Here is a 23,332-nt window from a genome sequence, read left to right as displayed (position 1 = left end):
AGAGCAGGCGATTCGCGCCGATCGCACGTGACAGCGATCGCGATCGGGCGCATGACCGCCTGGGCGGCAAGGCGCCGTGACGGCAGCGGACCCGACCGTTCCGCGTGTGATCGTCGCTTGTGCCGACGCATTCGTGCTGCAAAAAGCCAACGCCGCTAAGTGCTTGCGATCCTTTGCTTCCAATTTGGCGAAATAAATTCGTTCCCTACTTGTTCTGGCGGAACGAACAGAGTACAAAGGGGTTGTTGACGGTCCTTGTCGACTATCTCTAGCTAAGGGGAGTGCAAAGCCATGGCGGCTCAGCTCAAGCTCATTCAGGAAGGCAAAGACAAGGCAATGGACCGTCAGAAAGCGCTCGACGCAGCGCTCGCGCAGATTGATCGCGCATTCGGCAAGGGCTCGGTGATGAAGCTCGGCCAGAAGGAAACGATGCAGGTAGAGGCGGTGTCGACCGGCTCGCTCGGGCTCGATATCGCGCTCGGTATCGGCGGCGTGCCGCGCGGCCGTATTGTCGAAATCTATGGCCCGGAAAGCTCGGGCAAGACCACACTGGCGCTGCACTGCATTGCCGAGGCGCAGAAAATCGGTGGCACTGCCGCCTTCGTCGACGCCGAACATGCGCTCGACCCGGTCTATGCCAAGAAACTGGGCGTGGACATCGACAACCTGATCGTGTCGCAGCCCGACACCGGTGAACAGGCGCTGGAAATCGTCGACACGCTGGTGCGGTCGAACGCGGTCGATGTGCTGGTGGTCGACTCGGTCGCCGCGCTGGTGCCCCGCGCCGAAATCGAGGGTGAAATGGGCGACAGCCATGTCGGCCTGCAGGCCCGTCTGATGAGCCAGGCGCTGCGCAAGCTGACCGGTTCGATCAGCCGTTCGCGCTGCACGGTGATCTTCATCAACCAGGTGCGCATGAAGATCGGCGTGATGTACGGCAATCCGGAAACCACCACCGGCGGCAACGCGCTCAAGTTTTATGCCTCGGTCCGCCTCGACATCCGTCGCACCGGGCAGATCAAGGATCGTGATGAGATCGTCGGCAACACCACCCGCGTCAAGGTCGTGAAAAACAAGGTCGCCCCGCCGTTCAAGCAGGTGGAATTCGACATCATGTATGGCGAAGGCATCTCGAAGATCGGCGAAATGCTCGATCTGGGGGTCAAGGCCGGCATTGTCGAAAAGTCGGGCGCCTGGTTCAGCTATGACTCGGTGCGCATCGGCCAGGGCCGTGAAAACGCCAAGACGTTCCTGCGCAGCAATCCCGAAATGAGCACCCGCCTCGAAGCTGCGATCCGCAGCCGCACCGAAGTGGTTGCCGAAGGCATGATGGCCGGTCCGGACGCGGACGACGATTCATGACCTTCAGGTGAGCGCCCCGGCCTTTGCCCCGTGCCCCCACGGCACCGGCCAAAGGCCCTGGCATCCGGGCAACCAGGGCATACCCCACCCGGTTTCCCACCCTCGCCGGAACAAAAACCGGCGCGTTCCCCGGTCGGAACGCGCCGGTTTTCCTTTTTTACCCGGTGTTCGCGGCCCACCCTTTTGTTGTGCCGAGCGGGAAAAGCGTTGCCGCCAATCGGCTATGCCGGGTTGATCACGCGGGCCAGCAGGGGGCGGAAATCGTCGAAGGTCATGGTGGGCAGACCGGCCACTTTGCCTGCGTCGTCCCAGCGGCGCACGAGCACGGCGTCGCGATAATGAGGCAGATGCTCGAACGCGGCGACTTCGTCCGCGGTCATCGGGCCGCCTTGCAGATCGAGACTGTGTTGCGATGCCTTCGACAGGGCGGCGTGATATGTCTGCTCGACCGCGCAGAGATAGCGCTTGGCCGCCACATGCAGCCCGACGATCGCCCCGACTTGCGGCGGGAAGTGGCGGGCCAGCAGCGCGGCCCCGGCTGCTTCATGATGCCGGTCGATGGTGTCATCGGGCGAATATGTCCCGAACTCGCTGGTGAAGTGGCCGATATCGTGCAGCAGCGCCGCCGCCACCACCGCATCGGGCGCACCGGCCTGTTGCGCCAGCGTGCCGCACTGAAGCATATGTTCGGCCACCGTCACCGCTTCGCCCAGATAGGCTTCGGCACCCCGCCGCGTAAAGATTTCGGCGATCGTCGCCACGATATCATCGTCGGTGCAGATCATGTGCTGGCCCCTTGTGCTTCAAGCGCGGCGATGCTCGATCGCAACCCGTCCTTGTCGGCATAACAGCCCTGGAGGTGGCGGTTGCCGCTGCTGGTGATGGCGCTGCGCGCGTGCAGCACGCGCAGATTGTCGACGATGAACGCATCGCCCGGTTCCAGTTTGAACCGCACGGCCAGCGCTGGGTCCTCGACCAGTTCGGCCATCCGGCGATAGGCCACATAATAATCGGCCATCGCCTCATAGGGCACGTCGACGAACGGCGCGGCAGACCGGTTGTTGAAGCGCACCGCCAGCAATTCGCCATCGGGCCCCAATTCGATCAGCGGTTTCTTTGCACGCAGCCGCACCCCTTGCGCCCCGGCATATTCGAACCGCGCGCAATGGCTGGTCAGCAGCGCAAACCCTTCGGGCGTTTCGGCCTGCAACCGTGCGGCGATTTCAAAGCCGTCGACCACGATCGAATCCCCGCCTTCGACTTCGTTCTGCAGGCAGACCAGGATCTGCAGGCCCGGCACCGGGTCGCGATAGGGATTGTCGGTGTGCGCCTGAAGGCCGAGATTGGTATAGGCCAGATTGCTGGGATTGACCTCGGCACGCACGTCGAAGATCCGGCCATAGTTGGTTTCGCGCACATAGCCGAACAGCGCGGCAATCTCCGCCGGGGCTCCATCGAGCGCAGGTACGCCGGTCATCCGGGCAAAGCCACGGCGGCGGATGGTCCGCAACCAGTTCAGACGCGCGGCAGGATCGTCGCGCACCGCATCATAGTGCGCCACCACCAGAGTGCCTGCCAGGTCTGCATCCCATCGGGTGACAATGCCGCTGGTCCAGCCCGCCTCGCACGCGCCACGCCGGTCATAGCAATGCGCCTGCAGCCAGTCGGCGGCGAATTCGACCACTTTGTCTTCAGGTGCGAAGCGGACTTGCAGGCAATCGTCCACCCATTCGGCGCTGGCGATCCGCGTGTCAGACGGAATGTCGAGCAGTGTGATCAGGCGCTGGCCGTTGCCCGGGCTGCGCGTTGCGGCATCCTGCGCGTTGTCGCGCAACCACATCGCGTGAAAGCGGTGCGCGCCGCCAACCAGATCGAGTTCGACCGCCTGGCCCTGGTCGAGCAGGCGTGGTCGCGCTTGGGTGTGGGTCAGCATCGCAATCCGGTCCTTGATCATGCCGGGACGACCGGCAGAGCGGGAGTCGGCGCCAGTCTACCGGTATCGACCGCGTGGCGATAGAAATAGATCGCCGCCACCACCGTCGCGGCGGTGCCGACCACGCTGGTGACATAGGCCCCGGCAGTGAAGAATTGCAGCCAGTCGAGCGAGGCCTGCCCAAAATTGCGCCACAGCAGCAGCACCACGCTGCCCAGATAGCCCACCGAATCCGCGACGTAGATCAGAAATCCGGCGTTGGCGATGCGGCCACTGGCGGCTACCAGCCGGTCGAACAGCACCGCATTGATCGGATTATAGGCGATATAGAGCCCCGACCCGGTCAGGATCATCCACACCAGGGGTGAAATCAGGTGCATCTGGAACGCCAGCGTCGACAGCCCCAGCAACACGAATCCCGCCGCCACCATCGCATGGATGACCATCAGCGCGCGCCGGTTGTTGCGCACCACGGTAACCGCCCCCATGCCGATCAGCGCGATCACGGCGACGGGCAGTTCGCTCGCCGAAAAAATCCCCGCTTCGCCGCCATACCCCAGCGCGCGCCAGATCTCGGCAGCGAAATTGTCGCGAAAGTCGCGAAACGCGGTCAGCAGGACATAGGCAAAGATGATCGCGATCAGCCCCGGCGCATAGGCGCGCAGGAATTCGCGCCGTTCATCACCCGTCATCGGCGCGCGCCTTACCCGTTCGGCCTCGTCACGCGCATTTGGCGGCGGCAACTGCCGCAGCACCCACACCGACAGCAGCAGCAGCGGCATGAACAGCACACCGGTCGCCGCGGGCATCCAGAACCGGTCGACTTGCCAGTCGGTCATCAGCCAACTGCCCACCGATTTGACCACCCCCGATGACAGGATGAAGCTGGCACACATCATCGAAGCGAGCACTTCGGAGGTTCGCCGCCCTTCCATGAAGCCATAGACCAGGCCCCAGATCATCCCCAGCGGTATGCCGTTGATGAACAGCATGGCGATGTTCCACGGCGCCGGGATCAGCGCGAACCCGAGTAGCGCCAGCCACGCCACCCCGATCAACCCCAGGATTGCCGCCGCGCGATGGCGCGGTTGAATTTCCGAAACGACCTTGATGCCGACAAATTTCGACAGCGCATACCCGGCCACTTGCGCGACGATCAGCGCGATCTTGTAATCGAGCGCAAAGTGCCAGCCCGGTACGTTTTCGAATGTCGCGGCGGTAAACGGTTTGCGAAACGCATACATCGCGAAATAGGCGGCAAAGCCCGCGCTGCCGGCGACCGCAGACAGGACGACGGGATGGGCTCGCATCAAGGCTTGCCGAAGGCGGCTGTCCACGCGTGCAGGCTCCAGTCACGGCAAAAGCGATCAAGCGTCGAGCGGTTAGGCAGCAACGATGACACTTTCGCGACGCAGCGCCTAGTCCTTGGTGCGTGCCCCTGTAGGGGTCAGTCGTAAGTGACGGTGGCGGTGTAGGTGCCGGTGTACGTGCCCGGTACAATCGTGCTGCCCACGGTCAGTGTGCTGCCCACGGTAAATGTGCCGGTGCCCGACGTGCCGAGCGTGGATTGGGTCGCCGACGGCAACGTGGTGAAAGGCATGCTGGTCGATCCGGCAGAGACATTGCCGCCTGTCGTGCTGACCGAAAAATTGCGGCTGGGATCGCCCTTCACCGAAAAGGCGTCGGCGGTGTTGGTCGAACCGGGCACAAATGTCACGCCGCCGGTGGTCGAACCCGCGCCGGCCGGGCTGACCACCACGGTGCCGCCACTGCCGACCGTGAATTTGCCGAAATTGAGCGTCGATCCGCCGGTATGGCTAAGTACGATGGGCGCAATCACAGTGGCGTTGCTGCTGCCCGCCGATGCCGACGTGTTGCCGGTGGCGGCAAATGCATTGCCCGACCACACCGCCAGCCCTGCGCCGAAGATCACCAATGCCTGCTTCATGCCCCACCCTGTTCCATCATGTCGCCCGGTAATGTGCCCCAGGACCGCCGATCTTACAACTTGCCGGTTTGCGCAGTCGCCATCTGGTTGGACACATACGTGAATGTGTTGGTGAGCGTGTTGCCCAATGACCCCATTGCGGTAATCGCTGAGACCGAGATAAGTGCAGCAATAAGGCCGTATTCAATTGCCGTCGCACCGCTCGTATCCGAAGCGATTTGTCCCAAGATTGATTCTTTTGGCATTGAAACCCCCAATCATCGATCCATTTTTTTCGTAGACGAGATGAAGATCGCAGATCAGATTGCGATGTTATCTGCCTTCGGTCGTCGGTTCGTCTGTTGGATGCTATTGTCACCTTGGTCGTTTCATAAGCGTAAAAAGCTGGGCCTTTTGCGGCATATAAAGGTTATATAAAGGGCGATGGGCAACACCTGTCGAACTGCTGCATGGTCATCGATGCCTGATGATCCGCGGTCACTCCGGTATCGTCAGGCGATAGCCGACACCGGGTTCGGTCTGGATCATCTGCGGGTCCGACGGGTTGGGTTCGACCTTTTGGCGCAACAGCCCGATATATGTGCGCAGATATTGCGGGTCGGTGTCGGACCGGCCCCAGCCGGCGGCCAGCAGACGCCGCTGCGTCACCACCTGGCCGACGTTTTCGACCAGCGTGATCAACAGGTTGTATTCCTTGGGCGACAGCTTGAGCACTTCGCCGCGCAACCGCACGTCGCGGGTGGCAAAATCGATCGTCAGGTCGGCGGATTCAAACGAGGTCGGCCGCGCGATCCGGCGTTCGTGCCGGCGCAGCGCGACCCGGATGCGCGCCAGCAATTCGCCCAGCGCGAACGGCTTGTCGATGTAATCGTCTGCACCGGCATCGAGCGCGGCGATCTTTTCACTTTCCTGATGGCGGGCGGAAATGACGATAATCGGCGCCGCCGAACCGGTGCGAATCTGCCGGATCACCTCTTTGCCGTCGATATCGGGCAGCCCCAGGTCGAGCAGCACGAGGTCGTTGTCGCCAAGTGCCATGCTCGCAATGGCTTCTTCGCCGTTGCGGGCCACTTTCACCGCATGCCCGGCAGCCTTGAGCGCCGGGCGCAGCGAGGCGATGATGCCGGGCTCGTCGTCCACCAGCAGGATCTGGCCTAAATGCATGGCAGGGGTTCCTCTTGTGCACGGGGAATGCGGATGGTGATCGCGGTGCCGCGCCCGTCGTCCACCGGGGACGTCAGGGCGATGCTGCCCCCCGATGCTTCGACGAAGCCTTTGGCAATCGCCAGGCCAAGGCCCGAACCCGGACGGTGATCGGTACGGCCTTTGGCGCGGTAGAACCGTTCGAACACCCGGGTCTGTTCGTTGGCGGGTACACCAATGCCCTGGTCGGTGATGGTGATCGTGCAATCGGCATCGTGCGCCCGGCATGTCGCGGTGATGGTGGAGCCATCGCCGCTGAATTTCACGGCATTCTGCAGGACATTGCCGAGCGCGAGTTCGAACAACGCGGTATCGGCGACCACCAGCATGTCTTCGCGCGGGACGTCGACAACGAACGTGCGCCGCACATTCTGCGACCGCAACCGCGCGATGGCGCGGCGGATCATATCCTGGGCGGACAGCACATTGCGCGACAAGTGCGCGTCACCCGCCTGCAGGCGGCTCATCTGCAGCAGGTTTTCGGTAAGATGGTTCAGCCGTTCGCATTCCTCGACGATCCGCGTCAGCAAGTCGCCGCGGGTGGTTTCATCGATCAGCGTGCCAAATGACTGGAGACTGGCGGCGGCTGTACCGATCGTGGTGATCGGGGTGCGCAGATCGTGGCTTACCGCCGACAGCAGCGCGGTTTTCAACTCTTCGGACTTGGCCAGCGCGCGCGTGTCGGCCACTTCGGTGTCGAGGCGCAGCCGGGTCAGCGCCAGACTGCTCAGGCGCGCAAGCGCGGCGACAAAGGCGATGTCTTCGCCGCTGGCCTTGCCGGGGTGATAGACCAGCGCGCCGAGCATCGTCCGGCCATCGGTGATCGCCTCTTTGCGCAAGCCGCGCCGATCGGGGATCGGCTGCCCCTCGGCAAACCAGTCGAGCGTGACTGCCAGCGGCCCCAGCGTTGCCAGATGATGGCCCAGCACATCGCGCAAAGATTCGGGCGATCGCACCGGTTGGAGATCTCGGCTGGCATTGAGCAGGCTTTCCAGCCGTGCATTGGCCAGCCGGGACAGGTTTGACTGGTCGCGCAGTCGCCCCGACAAGACCCCCGAAATGATCGCGCAGACCAGAAAGGTCAGTGGCGGCGCAAAATCGGTGGCATTGCTGAACCGGAATTGCAGCAATGGCGCGGCCACAAAGAAATTGAATGCCGCGGCCCCGACAATCGCCGTGGTCACCGCGCGTACGACACCCGAAATGGCGCCTATCAGCATGATGCCGACCACGAAGATCAGCGAGGCATAGCCTTCGCCCAGCACCGGTTTGCCCAGCACCGCCAGGCTGGTTGCGACAAACAGCACCAGCGCGGAAACCGCCAGCGGGTGCGGGGCAAACCATCGCGCACGCAGGCGTTCCGAGATGCCGCTGTTTGTCATTGCCCCTGGTCCAGCCCTGCTTTGCCCATGCCCCGCCTACCAGCCCATACGGATGGTGCGGCGTTGAAGGCCATATAAATACCATAGCAGCGCGCCGCAGCCGCGCGATCAATGAGGGGGCTCCGCAAACCGTCTTGCGCCGCGTTGCGTTCTTATTGATAACAGTGTCAGTAAGCAGAACATCGGGACAGGATCGGCATGTCGGGCAACGAATTCGACTTTATCGTCATTGGTGCGGGCAGCGCGGGCTCGGTCCTGGCCGCGCGGTTGAGCGAAGACCCGGCGGTGCGGGTGCTGTTGCTGGAGGCTGGCGGGCGCAACACCTCGGTGCTGGTGCGCATGCCCGCCGGGGTCGGCACGCTGATCAAGGCAAAGGGCAAGCACAACTGGGGATTCTGGACCGAGCCCGAGCCGCACATGGATGGCCGCCGCCTGTGGCAACCGCGCGGCAAGGGGCTGGGCGGGTCGTCGGCGATCAACGGCATGGTCTATATCCGGGGCCACCCGCGCGATTATGACCAGTGGCGGCAGATGGGCCTCGACGGCTGGTCCTATGCCGACACATTGCCCTATTTCAAACGTGCCGAAAATTTCATCGACGGCGCATCCGATTTCCACGGCGCGGGCGGGCCGCTCAACGTCGGTTGGGGCGAACGCACTGATCATCCGCTCTATCGCGCCAGTCTTGAGGCGGGGCGGCAGGCAGGGCACCGGCTGACCGAGGATTTCAACGGGTTCGATCAGGAAGGCTTTGGCCGCTATCAGTTGACGATTGCCGATGGCCAGCGGCAGAGCGTGGCGCGCGCCTATCTGGCGCCGATCGAGCGCCGCGCCAATCTGACCATCGTCACCGGCGCGCGCACCCACCGGGTGATGATCGAACAGGGCCGCGCCTGCGGTGTCGAATATAGCCCGGGGCCTGGCAAACCGGTGCAGCAGGCGCGCGCGCGGCGCGAAGTGCTGGTCTGTGCCGGTGCGTTCCAGTCGCCGCAGATCCTGATGCTGTCGGGCATCGGCGATCCCATCATGCTGGCCGGTCAGGGCATCACACCGGTGCATGAACGGCGCGGCGTGGGCGCCAATTTGCAGGATCATCTCGACGTGTCGCTCAACTGGACAGCGACCCAGCCGATCACCATCTATAATGACACCAAAGGGCTGCGTCAGCTCAAGGTCGGCCTGCAATATCTGCTGACGGGCAAAGGGCCGGGGCGCCAGAACGGGCTGGAAACCGGGGCGTTCCTCAAATCGCGCGCCGATCTCGACCGACCCGATCTGCAGATTCATTTCGTGCTGGCGATCATGCAGGACCACGCCAAAGTGCAGGTAAAGCGCGACGGTTTCACCATGCATGTCTGCCAGTTGCGGCCCGAAAGCCGGGGGCAGGTGTCGCTTGCATCGGCTGATCCTTATGCCGATCCGGCGATCTTGATGAATTTCCTGTCGACCGAGGAAGACCGCCGGGCGGTGCGCGCAGGGGTGCGCATCGTGCGCGATGTGGTGGCGCAACCCGCATTCGACCCCTTTCGCGGTGAAGAGATCATGCCCGGCCCGGCGGTGGCCGACGATGCCGCGATCGATGCCTTTATCCGTGCCAGGGGTGAAACGATCTATCACCCGGTCGGCACTTGCCGCATGGGGCAGGCCAGCGATCCGCTGGCCGTGGTCGATGCGCAGTGCCGGGTGATCGGGCTGAAAGGGTTGCGCGTGGTCGACGCCTCGGTGATCCCCACGCTGATCGGCGGCAACACCAATGCGCCGACCATCATGATTGCCGAAAAAATCGCCGATGCGATCCGTGGCCGCGCGCCGTTACCGCCGGAAGAGGTGCCGGTTGCGGCATGACCCTGCTTGAACCGGTGGGGGATGGTAGTGCATAGCGCTATCTGACCGGTCTCATTTCGGACCGGTCAGTTCCTCTTTGGATCGGAACGCCCGCGCCGTGTTGGATTTCAGCCCGATCCCCGTCGAAACCGCGATCGGGGCGTTTCTGCTGGCGTTTCCGGCGCTGTTTTCGATCGTCAATCCCCCGGGCGGGGCGCTGATCTTCGATGCGGTAACGGCCGGACGGACGCGCGCCGAAAAGCAGAAGATGGCGGTGCGGATCGGCTTTTATGCCATGATCGTGCTGCTCGCATCGCTGTGGCTGGGCGGCTATGTGCTCAATTTCTTCGGTGTCAGCCTTAGCGCGCTGCGGATTGCCGGGGGGCTGGTGGTGGCGGTGCAGGCCTGGGGGCTGCTGATGCAGGCCGAGGCGCATGAAGAGCGCAAGGCGCATCAGGCAGAGCCCCCGCCCAATGCCGAAGACATCACCTTTTTCCCGCTGACGATGCCGTTGACCACTGGGCCGGGCACGATCGCGGTGGCCATCGCACTGTCATCGCAACGGCCCACCAATGGTCTGGCCCCGCTGGGTTTTTTCGGCGGGCTCAGTCTGGCGGCGGTGGCGATCGCGGTGATGATCTGGATCTGTTACCGCGCGTCCGACAGTATCACCGCGCTGCTCGGGCAGGGCGGGGCGCGGGTGATGTCGCGGCTGGTGGCGTTTCTGCTGTTGTGTGTCGGGGTGCAGATCATCGTGACCGGCGTGCTGGGCGTCGCCGGGCTGATGCAGGCCGTGCATCACTGACGTCGCAGGATTACCGACAGATTGTTGGCGGGCATGTCGATGCTGCGTTCGAAGATCAGGCCCTGTTCGGCGGCGCAGGCAATTACGCTGTCGAGTTCGCGCAAGCCCCAGGCCGGATTGCGCGCCTGCAGATCGGCATCGAACGCGGCATTACCCGGTTCGAGCGGGCGATCGGCGCGGCGATAGGGGCCATAGAGATAGAGCACGCCGCCCGGCGGCAGCATCTGCCCCGCGGCGCGCATCAGGCCGGTGGTGGCCGCCCACGGGCTGATATGGATCATGTTGATGCACACAATCGCCGCCACTTGCTCCACCGGCCAGGGCCACAGCGCGGCATCGATGGGCAGCGGATCGCGCACATTGTCCCGATGGTCGGCCCGCAGCCGCGCGGCGATCGCCTGACGCGCATCGGCAGAAGGGTCGCTGGGCTGCCACACCAGATCGGGCAGCGCTTGCGCAAAATGCAGGACATGTTCGCCCGTGCCGCTAGCCAGTTCAAGCACCAGCCCGCGCACGGGCAGGACATCGCGCAACACGGCGGCAATCGGCGCGCGATTGCGCAAGGCGGCGGGCGATGAGGGGAAGTGCTGGTCCATGGTCCGAACCCCTAGCAAACAGTGCTCACTGCGCCTGCAATTTTTCGCGCAAGCCTGTCTTTGGCGTCAGCCCGGCACGTTCCATTTCGTCGAGCGTGGCCAGTGCCATGGCGCGATAGGCGGGCAGCAAGTCGGGATCATCGTGGGCCAGCGCAGCCAGGTGCCCTGCGATGGTGTCGTCATCGCCGCGCAGCAACGGCCCCGACAGCGCGGCAAACCCGTGTGTCAGACTGTTGTCGAGCGCCGCGCGCACCAGCGGCGCCAGCAGTGCTGAGGGATCGGCAATTCCTGCACTGGCCAGCGCGCGCGTCGATCCGGCCAGCAATGTCACCAGATGGTTGGCCGCGTGACACAGCGCGGCATGGTACAGCGCGCGATGGTGTTCGGCGACGATCACCGGCACCGAGCCCAGGCAGGCAACCATCTGCCGCGCCACCGCTTCGCCAGCGGCATCCCCACCGGTGATCGCACATCGTGCCCCGCGCAGTCGCGCGGCCTCGCTCCCGGCATCGCCGGTAAAGGTCATCACCGGATGGATTGCCGCCACGGTTGCGCCATGCGCCGCGATCGGTGCAAGCACAGCCACGCCGCTGCGCCCGCTGACATGAAAGACAAACCCCGCCGGGCGCGCTTTGGCCAGATCCGCCACCACGTTCGCCAGCGAATCGTCGGCCACAGCAATCGCAATGGCATCGCACCGTGCCGCCAGATCGGCGGTGTCGCGGGCAGCAGCCGTGCCCGGCGTGCGGTCGATCAGCGCCTGCCGCCGTGATGCGGAGCGGCCGAGGATCAGCAAGGGATGGCGCGAATGGGGCGCCAGCGCCAGCGCCAGCGCGGCTGCCACGCGGCCGGTGCCGACAAGACCGATCTGGCGAAACGCGTGCATGCAACGGGTCTAGGCGCGCAAGGGCGTGCCGATCAAGCCGCACCTGCGCCGCATAGGCAAACCGGCCCATCCGCTGTATGGGCTGGCGATCACCCCAAGGTTCCGGCGCCTGTTTTTCCGGGATTGAGCCAGGACACCGATGCAACCGACCGACCCCCGACTTGCCGAGCTTGGCTGGCGCCCGTTCTTCGCCGCGCAAGTCGCTGCCGCCGAGGCACCGGCCTGTGTGCCGGTGCGCGTGATGGCGGTGCACCGGGGCGAAATTGCGGTGGCGGGGGCAGGGTTCGAGCGGCAGATATCGTCGCACCTGCCGCACTCTGCGGGCGAGGAGGATCGCGCGACGGTGGGCGACTGGCTGCTGGTTGATCGCACCAGTCTGGCCCCGGTGCGCCTGCTTGACCGCGCCAGCCTGTTCCGGCGGCGCGCGCCGGGCGGGGATCACCGGCTGCAACTGGTGGCGGCCAATATCGACACGCTGCTGATCGTCGCCTCGTGCAATCAGGATTTCAACGTGGCGCGGCTGGAACGCTATCTGGTGCTGGCGCGCGAAGTCGGGGTGCGGCCGGTCGTGGTGTTGACGAAGATCGACCTGGCCGACAGCGTCGAACCTTTTGTGCAGGCGGCGCGCGCGTTGCAGCCGGGGTTGCAGGTTGAACCGGTCAACGCGCGTGACCCCGCCAATGTCGCGCGGCTGGCAACATTGTGCGGCCCGGGCGAGACGGTGGCGTTGCTCGGTTCGTCGGGGGTGGGCAAATCGACGCTGGTCAATTCGCTGCGCGGGGGGGATGCGATCGCCACCGGGGCAGTGCGGGAAAACGACGGCAAGGGCCGCCATACCACCACCGTGCGCGCGATGTATCGGCTGGAAGGCGGCGGCTGGCTGCTCGATACGCCGGGCATGCGCGAATTCCAGATCACCGATGCGGCCGATGGTCTGGCCGAAGTGTTTGATGATCTGGTCGCGCTGTCGCTCGAATGCCGGTTTACCAATTGCGCGCACGGCACCGAGCCGGGATGTGCAATTCGGGCCGCGGTGTTAGAGGGCGCGCTCGAACCCGAGCGGCTGGCGCGCTGGCGCAAGCTGGCCGCCGAAGACCAAGTGAACACCACCGCGCTGGCGCGGCGGCGAAAAAGGACCTGACCGATGGCCGATCTTTATCTCAAGGCGCTTGAAGCCGAACGCAAGAGCCTGTGGGCGGCGTGCCGTCTGAAGGGCCTTGCCAAAGGCACACCCGAACGCATCCGCATCGACGAGCTGGACGAGCTGCTGGCCGCGCACAAGGCGAAAAAGGCCGGTTGACGCCGATCATCGCTTGTCAGCGGCCCCGGACTATGACCAAGGGGCTGCACACACCCGCCTTGTTGCCAGCCACACGGGCCCAACGTCGCGCTTGATGATCTGCAGACAGGACCCACGATGCCCAACATTCGCACCGCCAACAAGAATCACAAGCGCACGCTCGCCGCGCAGATCGCCCGCGAAAAGGCCGTGCGCGTTGCCGCCGCCGCTGCCAAGCCGGAAACTGCCCCCGCGCAGGCTTGACCGCGCGGCGCAAGCCGTCTCTCTTGCGATCAGATCGCAAGGGAGAGCATTGCGCCATGGGTATAATCGTTCATCACCTTAACAACAGCCGGTCGCAGCGTGTCGTGTGGCTGCTCGAAGAGCTGGGCGTGCCCTACGAGATCCGGTCCTACAGCCGCGATCCCGTCACCAATCTGGCTCCACCCGAACTCAAGGCAGTGCACCCGCTCGGCAAATCGCCGCTGCTGGACATCGATGGCCGGGTGATCGAGGAATCGGGCGCGATCGTGCAAGTGCTGTGCGAACGCTACGGCAACGGTGCGTGGTTGCCCGCAGCGGGCACCGATGATGCGCTGCGCCATCTCGAACTGATGCATTTCGCCGAAGGTTCGGCGATGACGCCGATCCTGCTGAACCTCTATGTCGGTCGGCTGGGTGATGCGGGCGCGCCGCTGCAACCGCGCATTCGCGAACAACTGGCATCGCATCTGGGCTATCTCGAATCGATTCTACGACCCTCGGGCCACTTTGTCGGTGATGACTGGACCGGCGCCGATGTCATGCTGAGTTTTCCCGCCGAAATCGCGGTGATGCAGGGCGGCGGGCCGACCTGGCCCAAACTGGCCGCGTTTGTCGCCAGCATCCACGCGCGCCCCGCCTGGCAACGCGCCCGCGCCAAAACGGGGCCGTACTACGGAACGTGACGCAGTGAATGCAGCGAACGCCGGGCCTCAGAGAAACTTCCAAACACTCTGATCATGCAAATCGGCTTGTTTGGCCCGGCGTGCTCGCCTAATCGACCAGACCATGACATCGACGAACGAAATCCGCCGGTCCTTTCTCGACTATTTCGGCCAGCATGGTCACGACGTGGTGCCGTCGGCACCGCTGGTGCCGTACAACGACCCGACCCTGATGTTCACCAATGCGGGCATGGTCCCGTTCAAGAACGTCTTTACCGGGTTGGAAACGCGCACCACGCCGCGCGCGACCTCATCGCAGAAATGTGTGCGCGCCGGGGGCAAGCACAACGATCTCGACAATGTCGGCTATACCGCGCGGCATCACACGTTTTTTGAAATGCTGGGGAATTTCTCGTTCGGCGACTATTTCAAGGAACAGGCGATCACCCACGCCTGGACTTTGCTGACCCGCGAATGGGGGCTGGACAAGGACAAGCTGCTGGTCACGGTGTACCACACCGACGACGAAGCGTTCGGCCTGTGGCAGAAAATCGCCGGGCTGTCCGAAGACCGCATCATCCGCATCGCCACCAAGGACAATTTCTGGGCGATGGGCGATGATGGCCCGTGCGGGCCCTGTTCGGAAGTGTTCTACGATCATGGCGATCACATCTGGGGCGGCCCGCCGGGATCGCCCGACGAGGATGGCGACCGCTTCATCGAGATATGGAACCTGGTGTTCATGCAGTTTGAACAGACTGCGGGTGAAATCACCGGCAGTCTGCCCAGGCCCAGCATCGACACCGGCATGGGGCTGGAACGCATCGCCGCCGTGATGCAGGGCCAGCATGACAATTACGACATCGACACCTTTCGCGCGCTGATCGCCGCGAGCGAAAACCTGACCGGGGTAAAGGCCGAGGGCGACCATCGCGCCAGCCACCGCGTGATTGCCGACCATCTGCGCTCGTCAAGCTTTCTGCTGGCCGATGGCGTGCTGCCATCGAACGAAGGGCGCGGCTATGTGTTGCGCCGGATCATGCGCCGCGCGATGCGCCATGCGCACTTGCTTGGCGCGAAGGAACCGCTGGTCCACCGTCTGGTGCCCGCGCTGATCACCGAAATGGGCGCTGCCTATCCCGAACTGGGCCGGGCGCGCGCGCTGATCGAGGAAGTGCTGGAGCGTGAGGAAACCCGGTTCCGCCAGACGCTGGCCAACGGGCTGAAACTGCTCGACGAAGCCACCCGCACGCTGGGGCAGGGCGATGCCTTGCCGGGCGAGACCGCGTTCCGGCTGTATGACACGTTCGGGTTTCCCTATGACCTGACCGAAGACGCGTTGCGCGCTCGCGGTATCGCGGTCGATCGCGCCGGATTCGATGCGGCGATGGCGCAGCAAAAGGCCGCCGCGCGCGCCGCGTGGAAGGGGTCGGGCCAGACTGCCGACAGCGAAGTGTGGTTCGACATCGCCGAACGTGCGGGCGCCACCGAATTTACCGGCTATACCGCCACCACGGGCGAGGCGCAGGTTGTCGCGCTGGTCGTCGGCGGGCGCGAAGCGACCGAGGCGCAGGCCGGCGAAACGGTGACGGTGATCACCAACCAGACGCCGTTCTATGGCGAATCCGGCGGGCAGCAGGGCGATGCGGGCACGATTGTCGGCAATGGCCTGGCGATCACCGTGACCGACACGCAAAAGCCGCTGGGCAAGTTGCACGCGCATATCGGCATCATCGAGACGGGCACCATCCGTGTTGGCGACGTGGTGCGGCTGGCGATCGACGTGGCGCGCCGCGACGCGTTGCGCGCCAACCATTCGGCGACGCACTTGCTGCATCAGGCGCTGCGCAACCGGCTGGGCGGGCATGTCACACAAAAGGGATCGCTGGTGGCGGCCGAGCGGCTGCGCTTCGACTTTTCGCAGCCGGTCGCGCTCACGCCTGACGATATCGCAGCGGTCGAGGCAGAGGTGAACGCGCAAGTGCGGGCCAACGCGCCGGTGATCACTCGACTGATGACCCCCGACGAAGCGATCGAGGCGGGCGCGATGGCGCTGTTCGGTGAAAAGTACGGCGATGAAGTGCGCGTGCTGAGCATGGGCGGCGATGACGAAGATCGCTATTCGGTCGAACTGTGCGGCGGCACCCATGTGCGCGCGCTGGGCGATATCGGGGTGTTCCGGGTGGTGTCGGAATCGGCGGTCTCGTCGGGCATCCGCCGCGTCGAGGCGCTGACCGGCGAAGGCGCGCGCCAATGGCTGGTCGCGCGCGAGGAAGCGCTGAAAGCAACCGCCGGGCTGTTGCGCACGACGCCCGACGATGTCGAAACGCGCGTTGCCGCACTGCTCGACGAACGGCGCAAGCTGGAACGCGAACTGGCCGACGCCAAGAAGGCGCTCGCGCTCGGCGGCGGCAGTGCCGCGGCCACCAGCGCCGATGAGGATGTCGGCGGCATCAAGTTCGCCGGGCAGGTTCTCGACGGGCTCGATCCCAAGGAACTGCGCGGCGTGCTCGATCAGGCCAAGGCGCGGCTGGGCTCGGGCGTGGCGGTGATCGTGGCGGTCAACGAGGGCAAGGCGAGCATCGCCGCCGCCGTAACCGACGACCTGACCGGGCGGATCAGCGCGGTCGATCTGGTGCGTGCAGGCGTTGCCGCGCTGGGCGGCAAAGGCGGGGGCGGACGGCCCGACATGGCGCAGGGTGGCGGCCCGGATGGTGACAAGGCCGCAGCGGCGATCGATGCGGTGCGCGCGGTGATCGTGGGCTGATGCGCGCTTGATGCAGCGCAAAGAGGCCGGGATGCATTCTGGCTAGATCATCTCCGGGCGGCGGCTGGTGCGCGCCCGACAGGAGATGTTCCATGGCCCGGACTATGAAGGCAGCCGTCGTACGCGCGTTCGGCGCGCCGCTGGTGATAGAGGACGTGCCGGTGCCCGAACCGGGGCCGGGCCAGATTCAGGTCGCCATTCAGGCATCGGGTGTGTGCCATACCGATCTGCACGCCGCCAACGGTGACTGGCCGGTAAAGCCCGCCCCACCGTTCATTCCCGGCCACGAAGGTGTCGGTTTTGTGTCGGGCGTCGGGGCGGGTGTAAAACACGTCAAGGAAGGCGACCGGGTCGGCGTGCCGTGGCTCTATTCGGCCTGCGGGCATTGCCGCCATTGCCTCGGCGGGTGGGAAACGCTGTGCGAAAGCCAGCTCAACACCGGCTATTCGGTCAACGGCGGCTTTGCCGAATATGTGGTGGCAGATCCTGACTATGTCGGGCACCTGCCGGCCAATATTTCGTTTCAGCAGATCGCGCCGATCCTGTGCGCCGGGGTGACGGTCTACAAGGGCCTGAAAGTCACCGATACAAAACCGGGCGACTGGGTGGTGATTTCCGGGATTGGCGGGCTTGGCCACCTGGCCGTGCAATATGCGCTGGCGATGGGGCTGAATGTCGCGGCGGTCGATATCGACGATGCCAAGCTCGATCTCGCGCGCAAGCTGGGCGCGGCGTTCACGGTCAATGCGCTGCACGAAGATCCTGGCCAGGCCATTCGCCGCGCGCTGGGCGGGGGCGCGCAGGGCGTGCTGGTGACGGCGGTGGGCACATCGGCGTTTCGGCAGGCCATCGACATGGTTGCGCGCGGCGGCACGGTGTCGCTCAACGGCCTTCCGCCGGGCGAATTCGGGTTGCCAATCTTCGATGTCGTGCTCGAAGGGATCACGGTGCGCGGCTCGATCGTCGGCACCCGGCTCGATCTGCAGGAATCGATCGATTTTGCGGCGGCCGGCAAAGTGCGCGCTACGGTCGAAACCGCTGTACTCGACGATATCAACGCGGTGTTCGATCGCATGCGCAACGGCCGGATCGAGGGCCGTGTGGTGCTCGACATGGCGGGCTGACCGCACAAAAAAGGCCCCGGCATCGCTGCCGGGGCCTGTTTGTCCGGTCAGGGACGACCGATCAGGCGGCCATCGCCTTTTCCAGGTTTTCGACGATCGCTTCGAAGAACTTCTCGGTGGTCATCCACGGCTGGTCGGGGCCGATCAGGATGGCAAGGTCCTTGGTCATCTTGCCGCTTTCGACGGTTTCGATGCACACGCGTTCCAGCGTTTCGGCAAAGGCCACCACTTCGGGGGTTTCGTCGAACTTGCCGCGATAGATCAGCCCGCGCGTCCATGCGAAGATCGAGGCGATCGGGTTGGTCGAAGTCGCCTTGCCCTGCTGGTGCTGGCGATAGTGGCGCGTCACGGTGCCGTGCGCGGCTTCGGCCTCGATGGTCTTGCCGTCGGGGCTCATCAGCACGCTGGTCATCAGACCAAGCGAGCCGAACCCTTGCGCGACGGTGTCCGACTGCACGTCGCCGTCATAGTTCTTGCACGCCCAGACGAACTTGCCCGACCATTTCAGCGCCGAGGCCACCATGTCGTCGATCAGGCGGTGCTGATATTCGATGCCGGCCGCGGCGAACTTTTCCTTGAAGCCTTCGGTTTCGAACACTTCCTGGAACAAGTCCTTGAAGCGCCCGTCATAGGCCTTGAGGATGGTGTTCTTGGTCGACAGATACACCGGCCAGCCCAGGTTGAGGCCATAGTTGAGGCTGGCGCGCGCGAAATCGCGGATCGAATCGTCGAGGTTGTACATCGCCATGGCGACACCCGCGCTCGGGAAATCGAACACGTCGAGATCGATCTTCTCGCCATTTTCGCCGTCCCACACCAGGCGCAGCTTGCCGGGGCCGGGGATCAGCGTGTCGGTCGCCTTGTACTGGTCGCCAAAGGCATGGCGGCCGACCACGATCGGGTCGGTCCAGCCCGGCACCAGCCGGGGCACGTTCTTGATCACGATCGGTTCGCGAAACACCACGCCGCCCAGAATGTTGCGGATCGTGCCGTTGGGCGACTTCCACATCTTCTTCAGGCCGAATTCCTCGACGCGGGCTTCGTCGGGGGTGATCGTCGCGCACTTCACGCCGACGCCATACTGCTTGATCGCGTTGGCCGAATCGATGGTGATCTGGTCACCGGTTTCGTCCCGCTTTTCAACCGACAGGTCGTAATACTTCAGATCGATGTCGAGATACGGCAGAATGAGGCGCTCGCGGATCCATTGCCAGATGATGCGCGTCATTTCATCGCCGTCGAGTTCGACGACCGGGTTTTTCACCTTGATCTTCGCCATGTCGGTGCTCTTGCCTTCCGGGGGTAGGAGATGGGGCAGGCGCCAGCCGCGTCGTGTGCCGCAAGGGCGCCCGGAACAGCCAGAGTCTCGCCCCGTCCCTTAGCAGGTGCGGCGTGGTGCGCAAGACGGGGGCGGGCGGGGTTTCTTGCGACTTTATGCGCAAGGGCTGGACATCGCGCGGCAGGCCCGTCAAAAGCTTAATCGAACGATTAAGTCCGTGGGAGAGTACCATGAGCGATACGCAAACCGCCGAAGTCCTGACTGAAGTTGACGGCAATGTCCTGATTGTCACGATCAACCGTCCCGAAGCCAAGAATGCGATGAACAAGGCCGCGGCCGAAGGTATTTCGGCGGCAATGGACCGGCTTGATGCCGAAGACGACTTGCGTTGCGCGATCCTGACCGGGGCCGGCGGCACGTTCTGTTCGGGCATGGACCTCAAGGGGTTTCTGCGCGGCGAATCGCCTTCTATTCCGGGGCGCGGGTTTGGCGGTCTGTCGCAGTGGACGCCCAAAAAGCCGGTGATTGCGGCGGTCGACGGCTATGCGCTGGCAGGCGGCATGGAACTGGCGTTGTCGTGCGATCTGATCGTGGCCAGCGCGGCCTCGAAATTCGGCATTCCCGAGGCCAAGCGCGGACTGGCAGCGGCGGCGGGCGGGCTGATCAAGCTGCCGCGCCAGATTCCGCCGCGCATCGCCATGGAACTGGCATTGACCGGCGATTTCATCACCGCGCAGCGCGCCTATGAACTCGGCTTCATCAACCAGATCAGCGAAGGCCCGTCGCTGGCCGCCGCCAAGGCACTGGCCGCGCGGGTTGCCGAAAACGGCCCGCTCGCGCTGATCGCATCAAAGGCGATCGTGCGCGATTCGCACGAATGGACCGAGGCCGACATGTGGGACAAACAGGCCGCCTATATCGCGCCGGTGTTCACGTCGTCCGACGCACGCGAAGGCGCCGCCGCCTTCGCCGAAAAGCGCAAGCCCAACTGGCAGGGCAAATAACGTTAGCCGCCTGGACAAGCGGACAAGAAAAAACCCGCCGGAGCACTGCTCCCGGCGGGTTTTTTGCGATGGTGGGCGTAGCAAGGATTGAACTTGCGACCCCTACGATGTCAACATAGTGCTCTACCACTGAGCTATACGCCCGACACCATCGGTAAGATCCGGCACCTTGCGGCGACCGGGACCGGTCCATTACCCATGCCGCCGGTTGCTGGCAAGGGGGATTCTATGAGACTTTCTTCAGAGTGGCGGGCGCCCGTTACCCGCCAACGGGTGATCTTCGAACAAGCGCTCAACTTCGAGCACCAGATCCTTGAGATGAAACGGTTTTGACAGCACACGCGCTTGCGGTGCCTCGCGATTGGCCTTGAGCGTGACGGCGGCAAAGCCGGTGATGAACATGACTTTGGTGCCCGGGCTGATCTCGGCACAGCGCTGCGCGAGCTCGATTCCATCCATTTCGGGCATGACGATGTCGGACAGCAACAGGTCAAAGCGCTGGCGTTCGAGCAGGGGCACGGCGGCGGTGCCCCGGTCGACCGCGCTAACTTCGAATCCGGCGTTTTCCAGCGCGCGCGACAGATAGGCGCGCATTGCTTCGTCGTCTTCGGCCAGCAGGATACGGATCATGATCACCTTCTTGATTCGCGCGACGTTTGTATCGCCGGTTGGGGCTTTCTCGTTGGTTACCGCGGCGCCCGGTGGTTGCCCCTGGCATGATCGCGGCACCGATCGCATGGTGTATAGGCTGGCCCGGTTAAAAAGTTGCCGCAAAATACGTGCATGCTCACTTTGACTCCGCCGCCGTTCGGTTGCAGCTTTTGCATCATGTCAGATCGCGGCGATCCTGTTGCCGATTCGCAAGGCGGAATTGGTTTGCGTGGCGGGGCGATTCCCGGCCTGCCGGGGCTCGCCGCGTTTCGCGGTTCTGCGTCGGATCCCGCGTCGATCCCGATCGTGCTGGCCGCGCCGCACGGCGGGCGGTGCTACCCCTCGGCGGTGCTGTCGGCGCTACGTGCACCCGACAGCGTGCTGTTGCGGCTGGAAGACCGGCTGGTCGATCACCTGGCCGAGGCCGTCGCGCTGGAGACCGGTGCGCCGTTTCTGGTCGCCCAGGCGCCGCGCGCGATGATCGATCTCAACCGTGCGGTCGAAGATCTTGACTGGGACATGCTGGCCAACGCGCCGCGCGGCGCGGCCCATCGTGGCCATCACTTTCGCCCCGGGTCGGGAATGCCGGCGCATGCGGGGCATCGCGCGCGTAGCGGGCTGGGCCTGGTGCCGCGCCGCTTGCCGGGCGTGGGCGAGTTGTGGAAGGGGCGGCTGGACTATGCCGAACTGGAGCGCCGCATTGCGGTGATCCATCAGCCCTATCACGCGGCGGTCGAGGCGCTGGTCGAACGCGTGGCGGCGCAATGGGGGGCGGTGCTGCTGATCGATCTCCATTCGATGCCGCCGTTGCCAACCATTGGCGGCGCGGCGGCGCAATTCGTGATCGGCGACCGGTTCGGCACGGCCTGCGACGGCGAACTGGTGGCCTCGCTGTTTTCGCATCTGGCGGCGGCGCGGCGGCTGGTGGCGCACAATCGGCCGTATGCCGGGGGATTCGTGCTCGATCGCCATGCGCGGCGCAGCAGCGGCATTCACGCGGTGCAGATCGAGATCGACCGCACCGCCTATCTCGACAGCGCGATGGCCGAACGTGGACCCGGGTTTGACAGCGTAGTGGCGCTACTGGTGGCGATGGTGCGGCAACTGGCCGACGATGTCGCCGCGCTCGGACGCGACCGGCTGCGCTGGCGGGCTGCGGCAGAATAAGCGTCTTGCCCGGGGGACCGGCTTTTGACGCAAAGTTTGCGGCAAACAAAAATGCCACACTTGAACATAAAAAAACCACCTGGAGCAAAGCTCCAGGTGGCCAAGGTTCAGGGAGGAGGTGCACCCGAGGGCGCACCAGTCACGCTGGGCCATGAGGGGAGCGCCAGCGTAACGTCGTGAAGAATACGCAAGTCCGTGCCACAGCGCAAGAATTTTTGCGTGAACGCGCCAAAACGCATCATTCATCGCCGCGCAAGGGTTGTCGCGCGGGTGATGCAGACCTGATGCAACCGGGTGACACTCCAAGAAAAAAGGGGCCACCGACATGGTCGGCAGCCCCTTGAACTGTTTGGTCCCTTTTGGTGGGGATCAGAACGTCGGCAGCGGGGGAAGCGTCGGCTGGGGGCCTTTGCCCTGCGCAACCTGCATCGAAAACACCGTGCTGATCAGTTCCAGTGAGAACATGTGGGCATAGATCAGCGGCAGCAGCCCGCTCTGCGCCCAACCGCGCAGCACATCACCACGCACATTGCGCAGCTTTTCCTGGTCGACCATCTGGAACCCGCGATAGACAAACGGCTGTCCGCCTTCCTGGCGCTGGATCGACACTTCGCCTTCCATCAGCAACTGGTGCTTCTTCAGCTCTTCGACAAAGGCCTGCGTGCGCTGACCGGCTTGTTCGAACTGTTCGCAGAACTGCAGGACGCTCTTGGTGGTTTCGCTGGGCTCGGTGCCGTCGAACAGCGGCTGGCCGTCCTCGAATTCACCGACCAGGCCCGAATGGGGGTCAAAGCACAGCGACAGGTCTTCCGACGTCGGCTGCAGCTTGGCCAGCATGAACGGATAGCGACGGGCATAGGCCGGCAGATAGACCGAGTTGGTGACGGTGCCATCGGCTTCGACGAACACGTTCACGCCCTCGTTCAGCCCCAGCAGCGCCAGGGGAACGGTGTTTTCGCCGCTGGCGAACACGATCGGGAAATGACGGCCCGCTTGCGGGAATTCCTCCACCGTCAACGGCACGGCGTGCTGGTTGGCCAGCCAGGGCGCCTTGTCCACGCTGCGTGCGCGCCAGGTGGCATGGTCGCGCGTGTTGAGCGGAACCAGATCGTTGTAGAACAAGGGCAGGTTTGAAGGCGCGCTGGCCATCGGTCACTCTCCGTACAGAGCATCGCGCAAACGCCGATGCGATAAAA

General features: G+C 64.3%; 23 protein-coding genes and 1 tRNA gene. 11 read left to right on the top strand and 13 right to left on the bottom strand.

The window, feature by feature from the left end; genetic code table 11:
* Nucleotides 1-291: 291 nt before the first annotated feature.
* On the top strand, nucleotides 292-1,362 hold the full coding sequence (recA, locus tag AQZ49_RS19490; protein ID WP_067619828.1) for a recombinase RecA: 1,071 nt from the start codon (nucleotides 292-294) through the stop codon (nucleotides 1,360-1,362).
* A 221-nt stretch (nucleotides 1,363-1,583) separates the two neighbouring features.
* Here the strand turns inward: recA and AQZ49_RS19485 are convergent, their stop codons facing one another.
* From AQZ49_RS19485 to AQZ49_RS19455, 7 genes are all read right to left on the bottom strand, one after another.
* Nucleotides 1,584-2,147, bottom strand: a complete 564-nt coding sequence (locus tag AQZ49_RS19485; RefSeq protein WP_067619825.1) for an HD domain-containing protein — start codon at nucleotides 2,145-2,147, stop codon at nucleotides 1,584-1,586.
* The gene (locus AQZ49_RS19480) at nucleotides 2,144-3,295 is read right to left on the bottom strand and encodes a 2-trimethylaminoethylphosphonate dioxygenase (RefSeq protein ID WP_067619879.1); all 1,152 of its coding nucleotides are present in this window, start codon (nucleotides 3,293-3,295) and stop codon (nucleotides 2,144-2,146) included. The genes AQZ49_RS19485 and AQZ49_RS19480 overlap by 4 nt, the downstream gene beginning before the upstream one ends.
* A gap of 17 nt (nucleotides 3,296-3,312) precedes the next feature.
* Nucleotides 3,313-4,605, bottom strand: a complete 1,293-nt coding sequence (locus AQZ49_RS19475; protein WP_231739326.1) for a DUF5690 family protein — start codon at nucleotides 4,603-4,605, stop codon at nucleotides 3,313-3,315.
* 137 nt (nucleotides 4,606-4,742) lie between these two features.
* The gene (locus AQZ49_RS19470) at nucleotides 4,743-5,243 is read right to left on the bottom strand and encodes a DUF4402 domain-containing protein (RefSeq protein WP_067619819.1); all 501 of its coding nucleotides are present in this window, start codon (nucleotides 5,241-5,243) and stop codon (nucleotides 4,743-4,745) included.
* A 53-nt stretch (nucleotides 5,244-5,296) separates the two neighbouring features.
* On the bottom strand, nucleotides 5,297-5,488 hold the full coding sequence (locus AQZ49_RS19465; protein ID WP_067619816.1) for a Flp family type IVb pilin: 192 nt from the start codon (nucleotides 5,486-5,488) through the stop codon (nucleotides 5,297-5,299).
* Between the two features lie 232 nt (nucleotides 5,489-5,720).
* Complete coding sequence (locus AQZ49_RS19460; protein ID WP_067619812.1) at nucleotides 5,721-6,407, bottom strand: response regulator transcription factor; 687 nt, start codon at nucleotides 6,405-6,407, stop codon at nucleotides 5,721-5,723.
* Nucleotides 6,398-7,828 (bottom strand): sensor histidine kinase, encoded by a 1,431-nt coding sequence (locus tag AQZ49_RS19455; RefSeq protein ID WP_067619809.1) that lies wholly within the window; start codon nucleotides 7,826-7,828, stop codon nucleotides 6,398-6,400. The genes AQZ49_RS19460 and AQZ49_RS19455 overlap by 10 nt, the downstream gene beginning before the upstream one ends.
* 198 nt (nucleotides 7,829-8,026) lie before the next feature.
* Between AQZ49_RS19455 and AQZ49_RS19450 the strand changes: the two genes are divergently transcribed.
* Together AQZ49_RS19450 and AQZ49_RS19445 are read left to right on the top strand one after the other, a co-directional pair.
* The gene (locus tag AQZ49_RS19450) at nucleotides 8,027-9,673 is read left to right on the top strand and encodes a choline dehydrogenase (RefSeq protein ID WP_067619806.1); all 1,647 of its coding nucleotides are present in this window, start codon (nucleotides 8,027-8,029) and stop codon (nucleotides 9,671-9,673) included.
* Between the two features lie 97 nt (nucleotides 9,674-9,770).
* Nucleotides 9,771-10,457, top strand: coding sequence for a MarC family protein (locus AQZ49_RS19445; protein ID WP_197411138.1), 687 nt, complete (start codon nucleotides 9,771-9,773; stop codon nucleotides 10,455-10,457).
* Here AQZ49_RS19445 and AQZ49_RS19440 read toward each other — a convergent pair.
* Both AQZ49_RS19440 and AQZ49_RS19435 read right to left on the bottom strand, forming a co-directional pair.
* Nucleotides 10,451-11,053: a DUF938 domain-containing protein gene (locus AQZ49_RS19440; protein ID WP_067619803.1), complete on the bottom strand. Its 603-nt coding sequence runs from the start codon at nucleotides 11,051-11,053 to the stop codon at nucleotides 10,451-10,453. The genes AQZ49_RS19445 and AQZ49_RS19440 overlap by 7 nt on opposite strands.
* Before the next feature lie 25 nt (nucleotides 11,054-11,078).
* Nucleotides 11,079-11,939, bottom strand: a complete 861-nt coding sequence (locus AQZ49_RS19435) for a Rossmann-like and DUF2520 domain-containing protein (RefSeq protein WP_067619800.1) — start codon at nucleotides 11,937-11,939, stop codon at nucleotides 11,079-11,081.
* 139 nt (nucleotides 11,940-12,078) lie between these two features.
* Between AQZ49_RS19435 and rsgA the strand changes: the two genes are divergently transcribed.
* The 6 genes from rsgA to adhP all read left to right on the top strand — a co-directional run bounded on the left by rsgA (nucleotide 12,079) and on the right by adhP (nucleotide 18,035).
* Nucleotides 12,079-13,080, top strand: coding sequence for a ribosome small subunit-dependent GTPase A (gene rsgA / locus AQZ49_RS19430; protein WP_197411137.1), 1,002 nt, complete (start codon nucleotides 12,079-12,081; stop codon nucleotides 13,078-13,080).
* Between the two features lie 3 nt (nucleotides 13,081-13,083).
* Nucleotides 13,084-13,239 (top strand): hypothetical protein, encoded by a 156-nt coding sequence (locus AQZ49_RS22660; RefSeq protein WP_197411136.1) that lies wholly within the window; start codon nucleotides 13,084-13,086, stop codon nucleotides 13,237-13,239.
* 117 nt (nucleotides 13,240-13,356) lie between these two features.
* Nucleotides 13,357-13,482, top strand: coding sequence for a hypothetical protein (locus tag AQZ49_RS22915; RefSeq protein ID WP_255355433.1), 126 nt, complete (start codon nucleotides 13,357-13,359; stop codon nucleotides 13,480-13,482).
* Between the two features lie 56 nt (nucleotides 13,483-13,538).
* The gene (locus AQZ49_RS19425; RefSeq protein ID WP_067619797.1) at nucleotides 13,539-14,165 is read left to right on the top strand and encodes a glutathione S-transferase family protein; all 627 of its coding nucleotides are present in this window, start codon (nucleotides 13,539-13,541) and stop codon (nucleotides 14,163-14,165) included.
* A gap of 103 nt (nucleotides 14,166-14,268) precedes the next feature.
* The gene (gene alaS / locus AQZ49_RS19420) at nucleotides 14,269-16,911 is read left to right on the top strand and encodes an alanine--tRNA ligase (RefSeq protein WP_067619794.1); all 2,643 of its coding nucleotides are present in this window, start codon (nucleotides 14,269-14,271) and stop codon (nucleotides 16,909-16,911) included.
* Between the two features lie 92 nt (nucleotides 16,912-17,003).
* Nucleotides 17,004-18,035 carry an alcohol dehydrogenase AdhP gene (gene adhP, locus AQZ49_RS19415; RefSeq protein ID WP_067619792.1) on the top strand — a complete coding sequence of 344 codons (1,032 nt, stop codon included), beginning with the start codon at nucleotides 17,004-17,006 and terminating at the stop codon, nucleotides 18,033-18,035.
* A gap of 61 nt (nucleotides 18,036-18,096) precedes the next feature.
* Here adhP and AQZ49_RS19410 read toward each other — a convergent pair whose 3' ends face one another.
* Complete coding sequence (locus tag AQZ49_RS19410) at nucleotides 18,097-19,314, bottom strand: NADP-dependent isocitrate dehydrogenase (protein WP_067619790.1); 1,218 nt, start codon at nucleotides 19,312-19,314, stop codon at nucleotides 18,097-18,099.
* Nucleotides 19,315-19,544: 230 nt separating this feature from the next.
* On the opposite strand from AQZ49_RS19410, the gene AQZ49_RS19405 reads away from it, so the two are divergent.
* Nucleotides 19,545-20,318, top strand: a complete 774-nt coding sequence (locus tag AQZ49_RS19405) for a crotonase/enoyl-CoA hydratase family protein (protein WP_067619787.1) — start codon at nucleotides 19,545-19,547, stop codon at nucleotides 20,316-20,318.
* A 69-nt stretch (nucleotides 20,319-20,387) separates the two neighbouring features.
* On the opposite strand, the gene AQZ49_RS19400 is transcribed toward AQZ49_RS19405, so the two are convergent.
* Both AQZ49_RS19400 and cpdR read right to left on the bottom strand, forming a co-directional pair.
* A tRNA-Val gene (locus AQZ49_RS19400) sits at nucleotides 20,388-20,462 on the bottom strand.
* A gap of 96 nt (nucleotides 20,463-20,558) precedes the next feature.
* Nucleotides 20,559-20,948: a cell cycle two-component system response regulator CpdR gene (gene cpdR / locus AQZ49_RS19395; protein ID WP_067619870.1), complete on the bottom strand. Its 390-nt coding sequence runs from the start codon at nucleotides 20,946-20,948 to the stop codon at nucleotides 20,559-20,561.
* A 198-nt stretch (nucleotides 20,949-21,146) separates the two neighbouring features.
* On the opposite strand from cpdR, the gene AQZ49_RS19390 reads away from it, so the two are divergent.
* On the top strand, nucleotides 21,147-22,136 hold the full coding sequence (locus AQZ49_RS19390; protein WP_067619784.1) for an N-formylglutamate amidohydrolase: 990 nt from the start codon (nucleotides 21,147-21,149) through the stop codon (nucleotides 22,134-22,136).
* Between the two features lie 369 nt (nucleotides 22,137-22,505).
* Here AQZ49_RS19390 and AQZ49_RS19385 read toward each other — a convergent pair whose 3' ends face one another.
* Nucleotides 22,506-23,285, bottom strand: coding sequence for a SapC family protein (locus AQZ49_RS19385; protein ID WP_067619781.1), 780 nt, complete (start codon nucleotides 23,283-23,285; stop codon nucleotides 22,506-22,508).
* Nucleotides 23,286-23,332 lie beyond the last annotated feature (47 nt).

It is taken from the genome of Novosphingobium sp. FSW06-99, assembly GCF_001519065.1.
In the GTDB taxonomy this organism is placed as follows: domain Bacteria; phylum Pseudomonadota; class Alphaproteobacteria; order Sphingomonadales; family Sphingomonadaceae; genus Novosphingobium.
The sequence above is the reverse complement of the archived record's forward strand: the minus strand, read 5'-3'. Positions and strand labels throughout refer to the sequence as shown.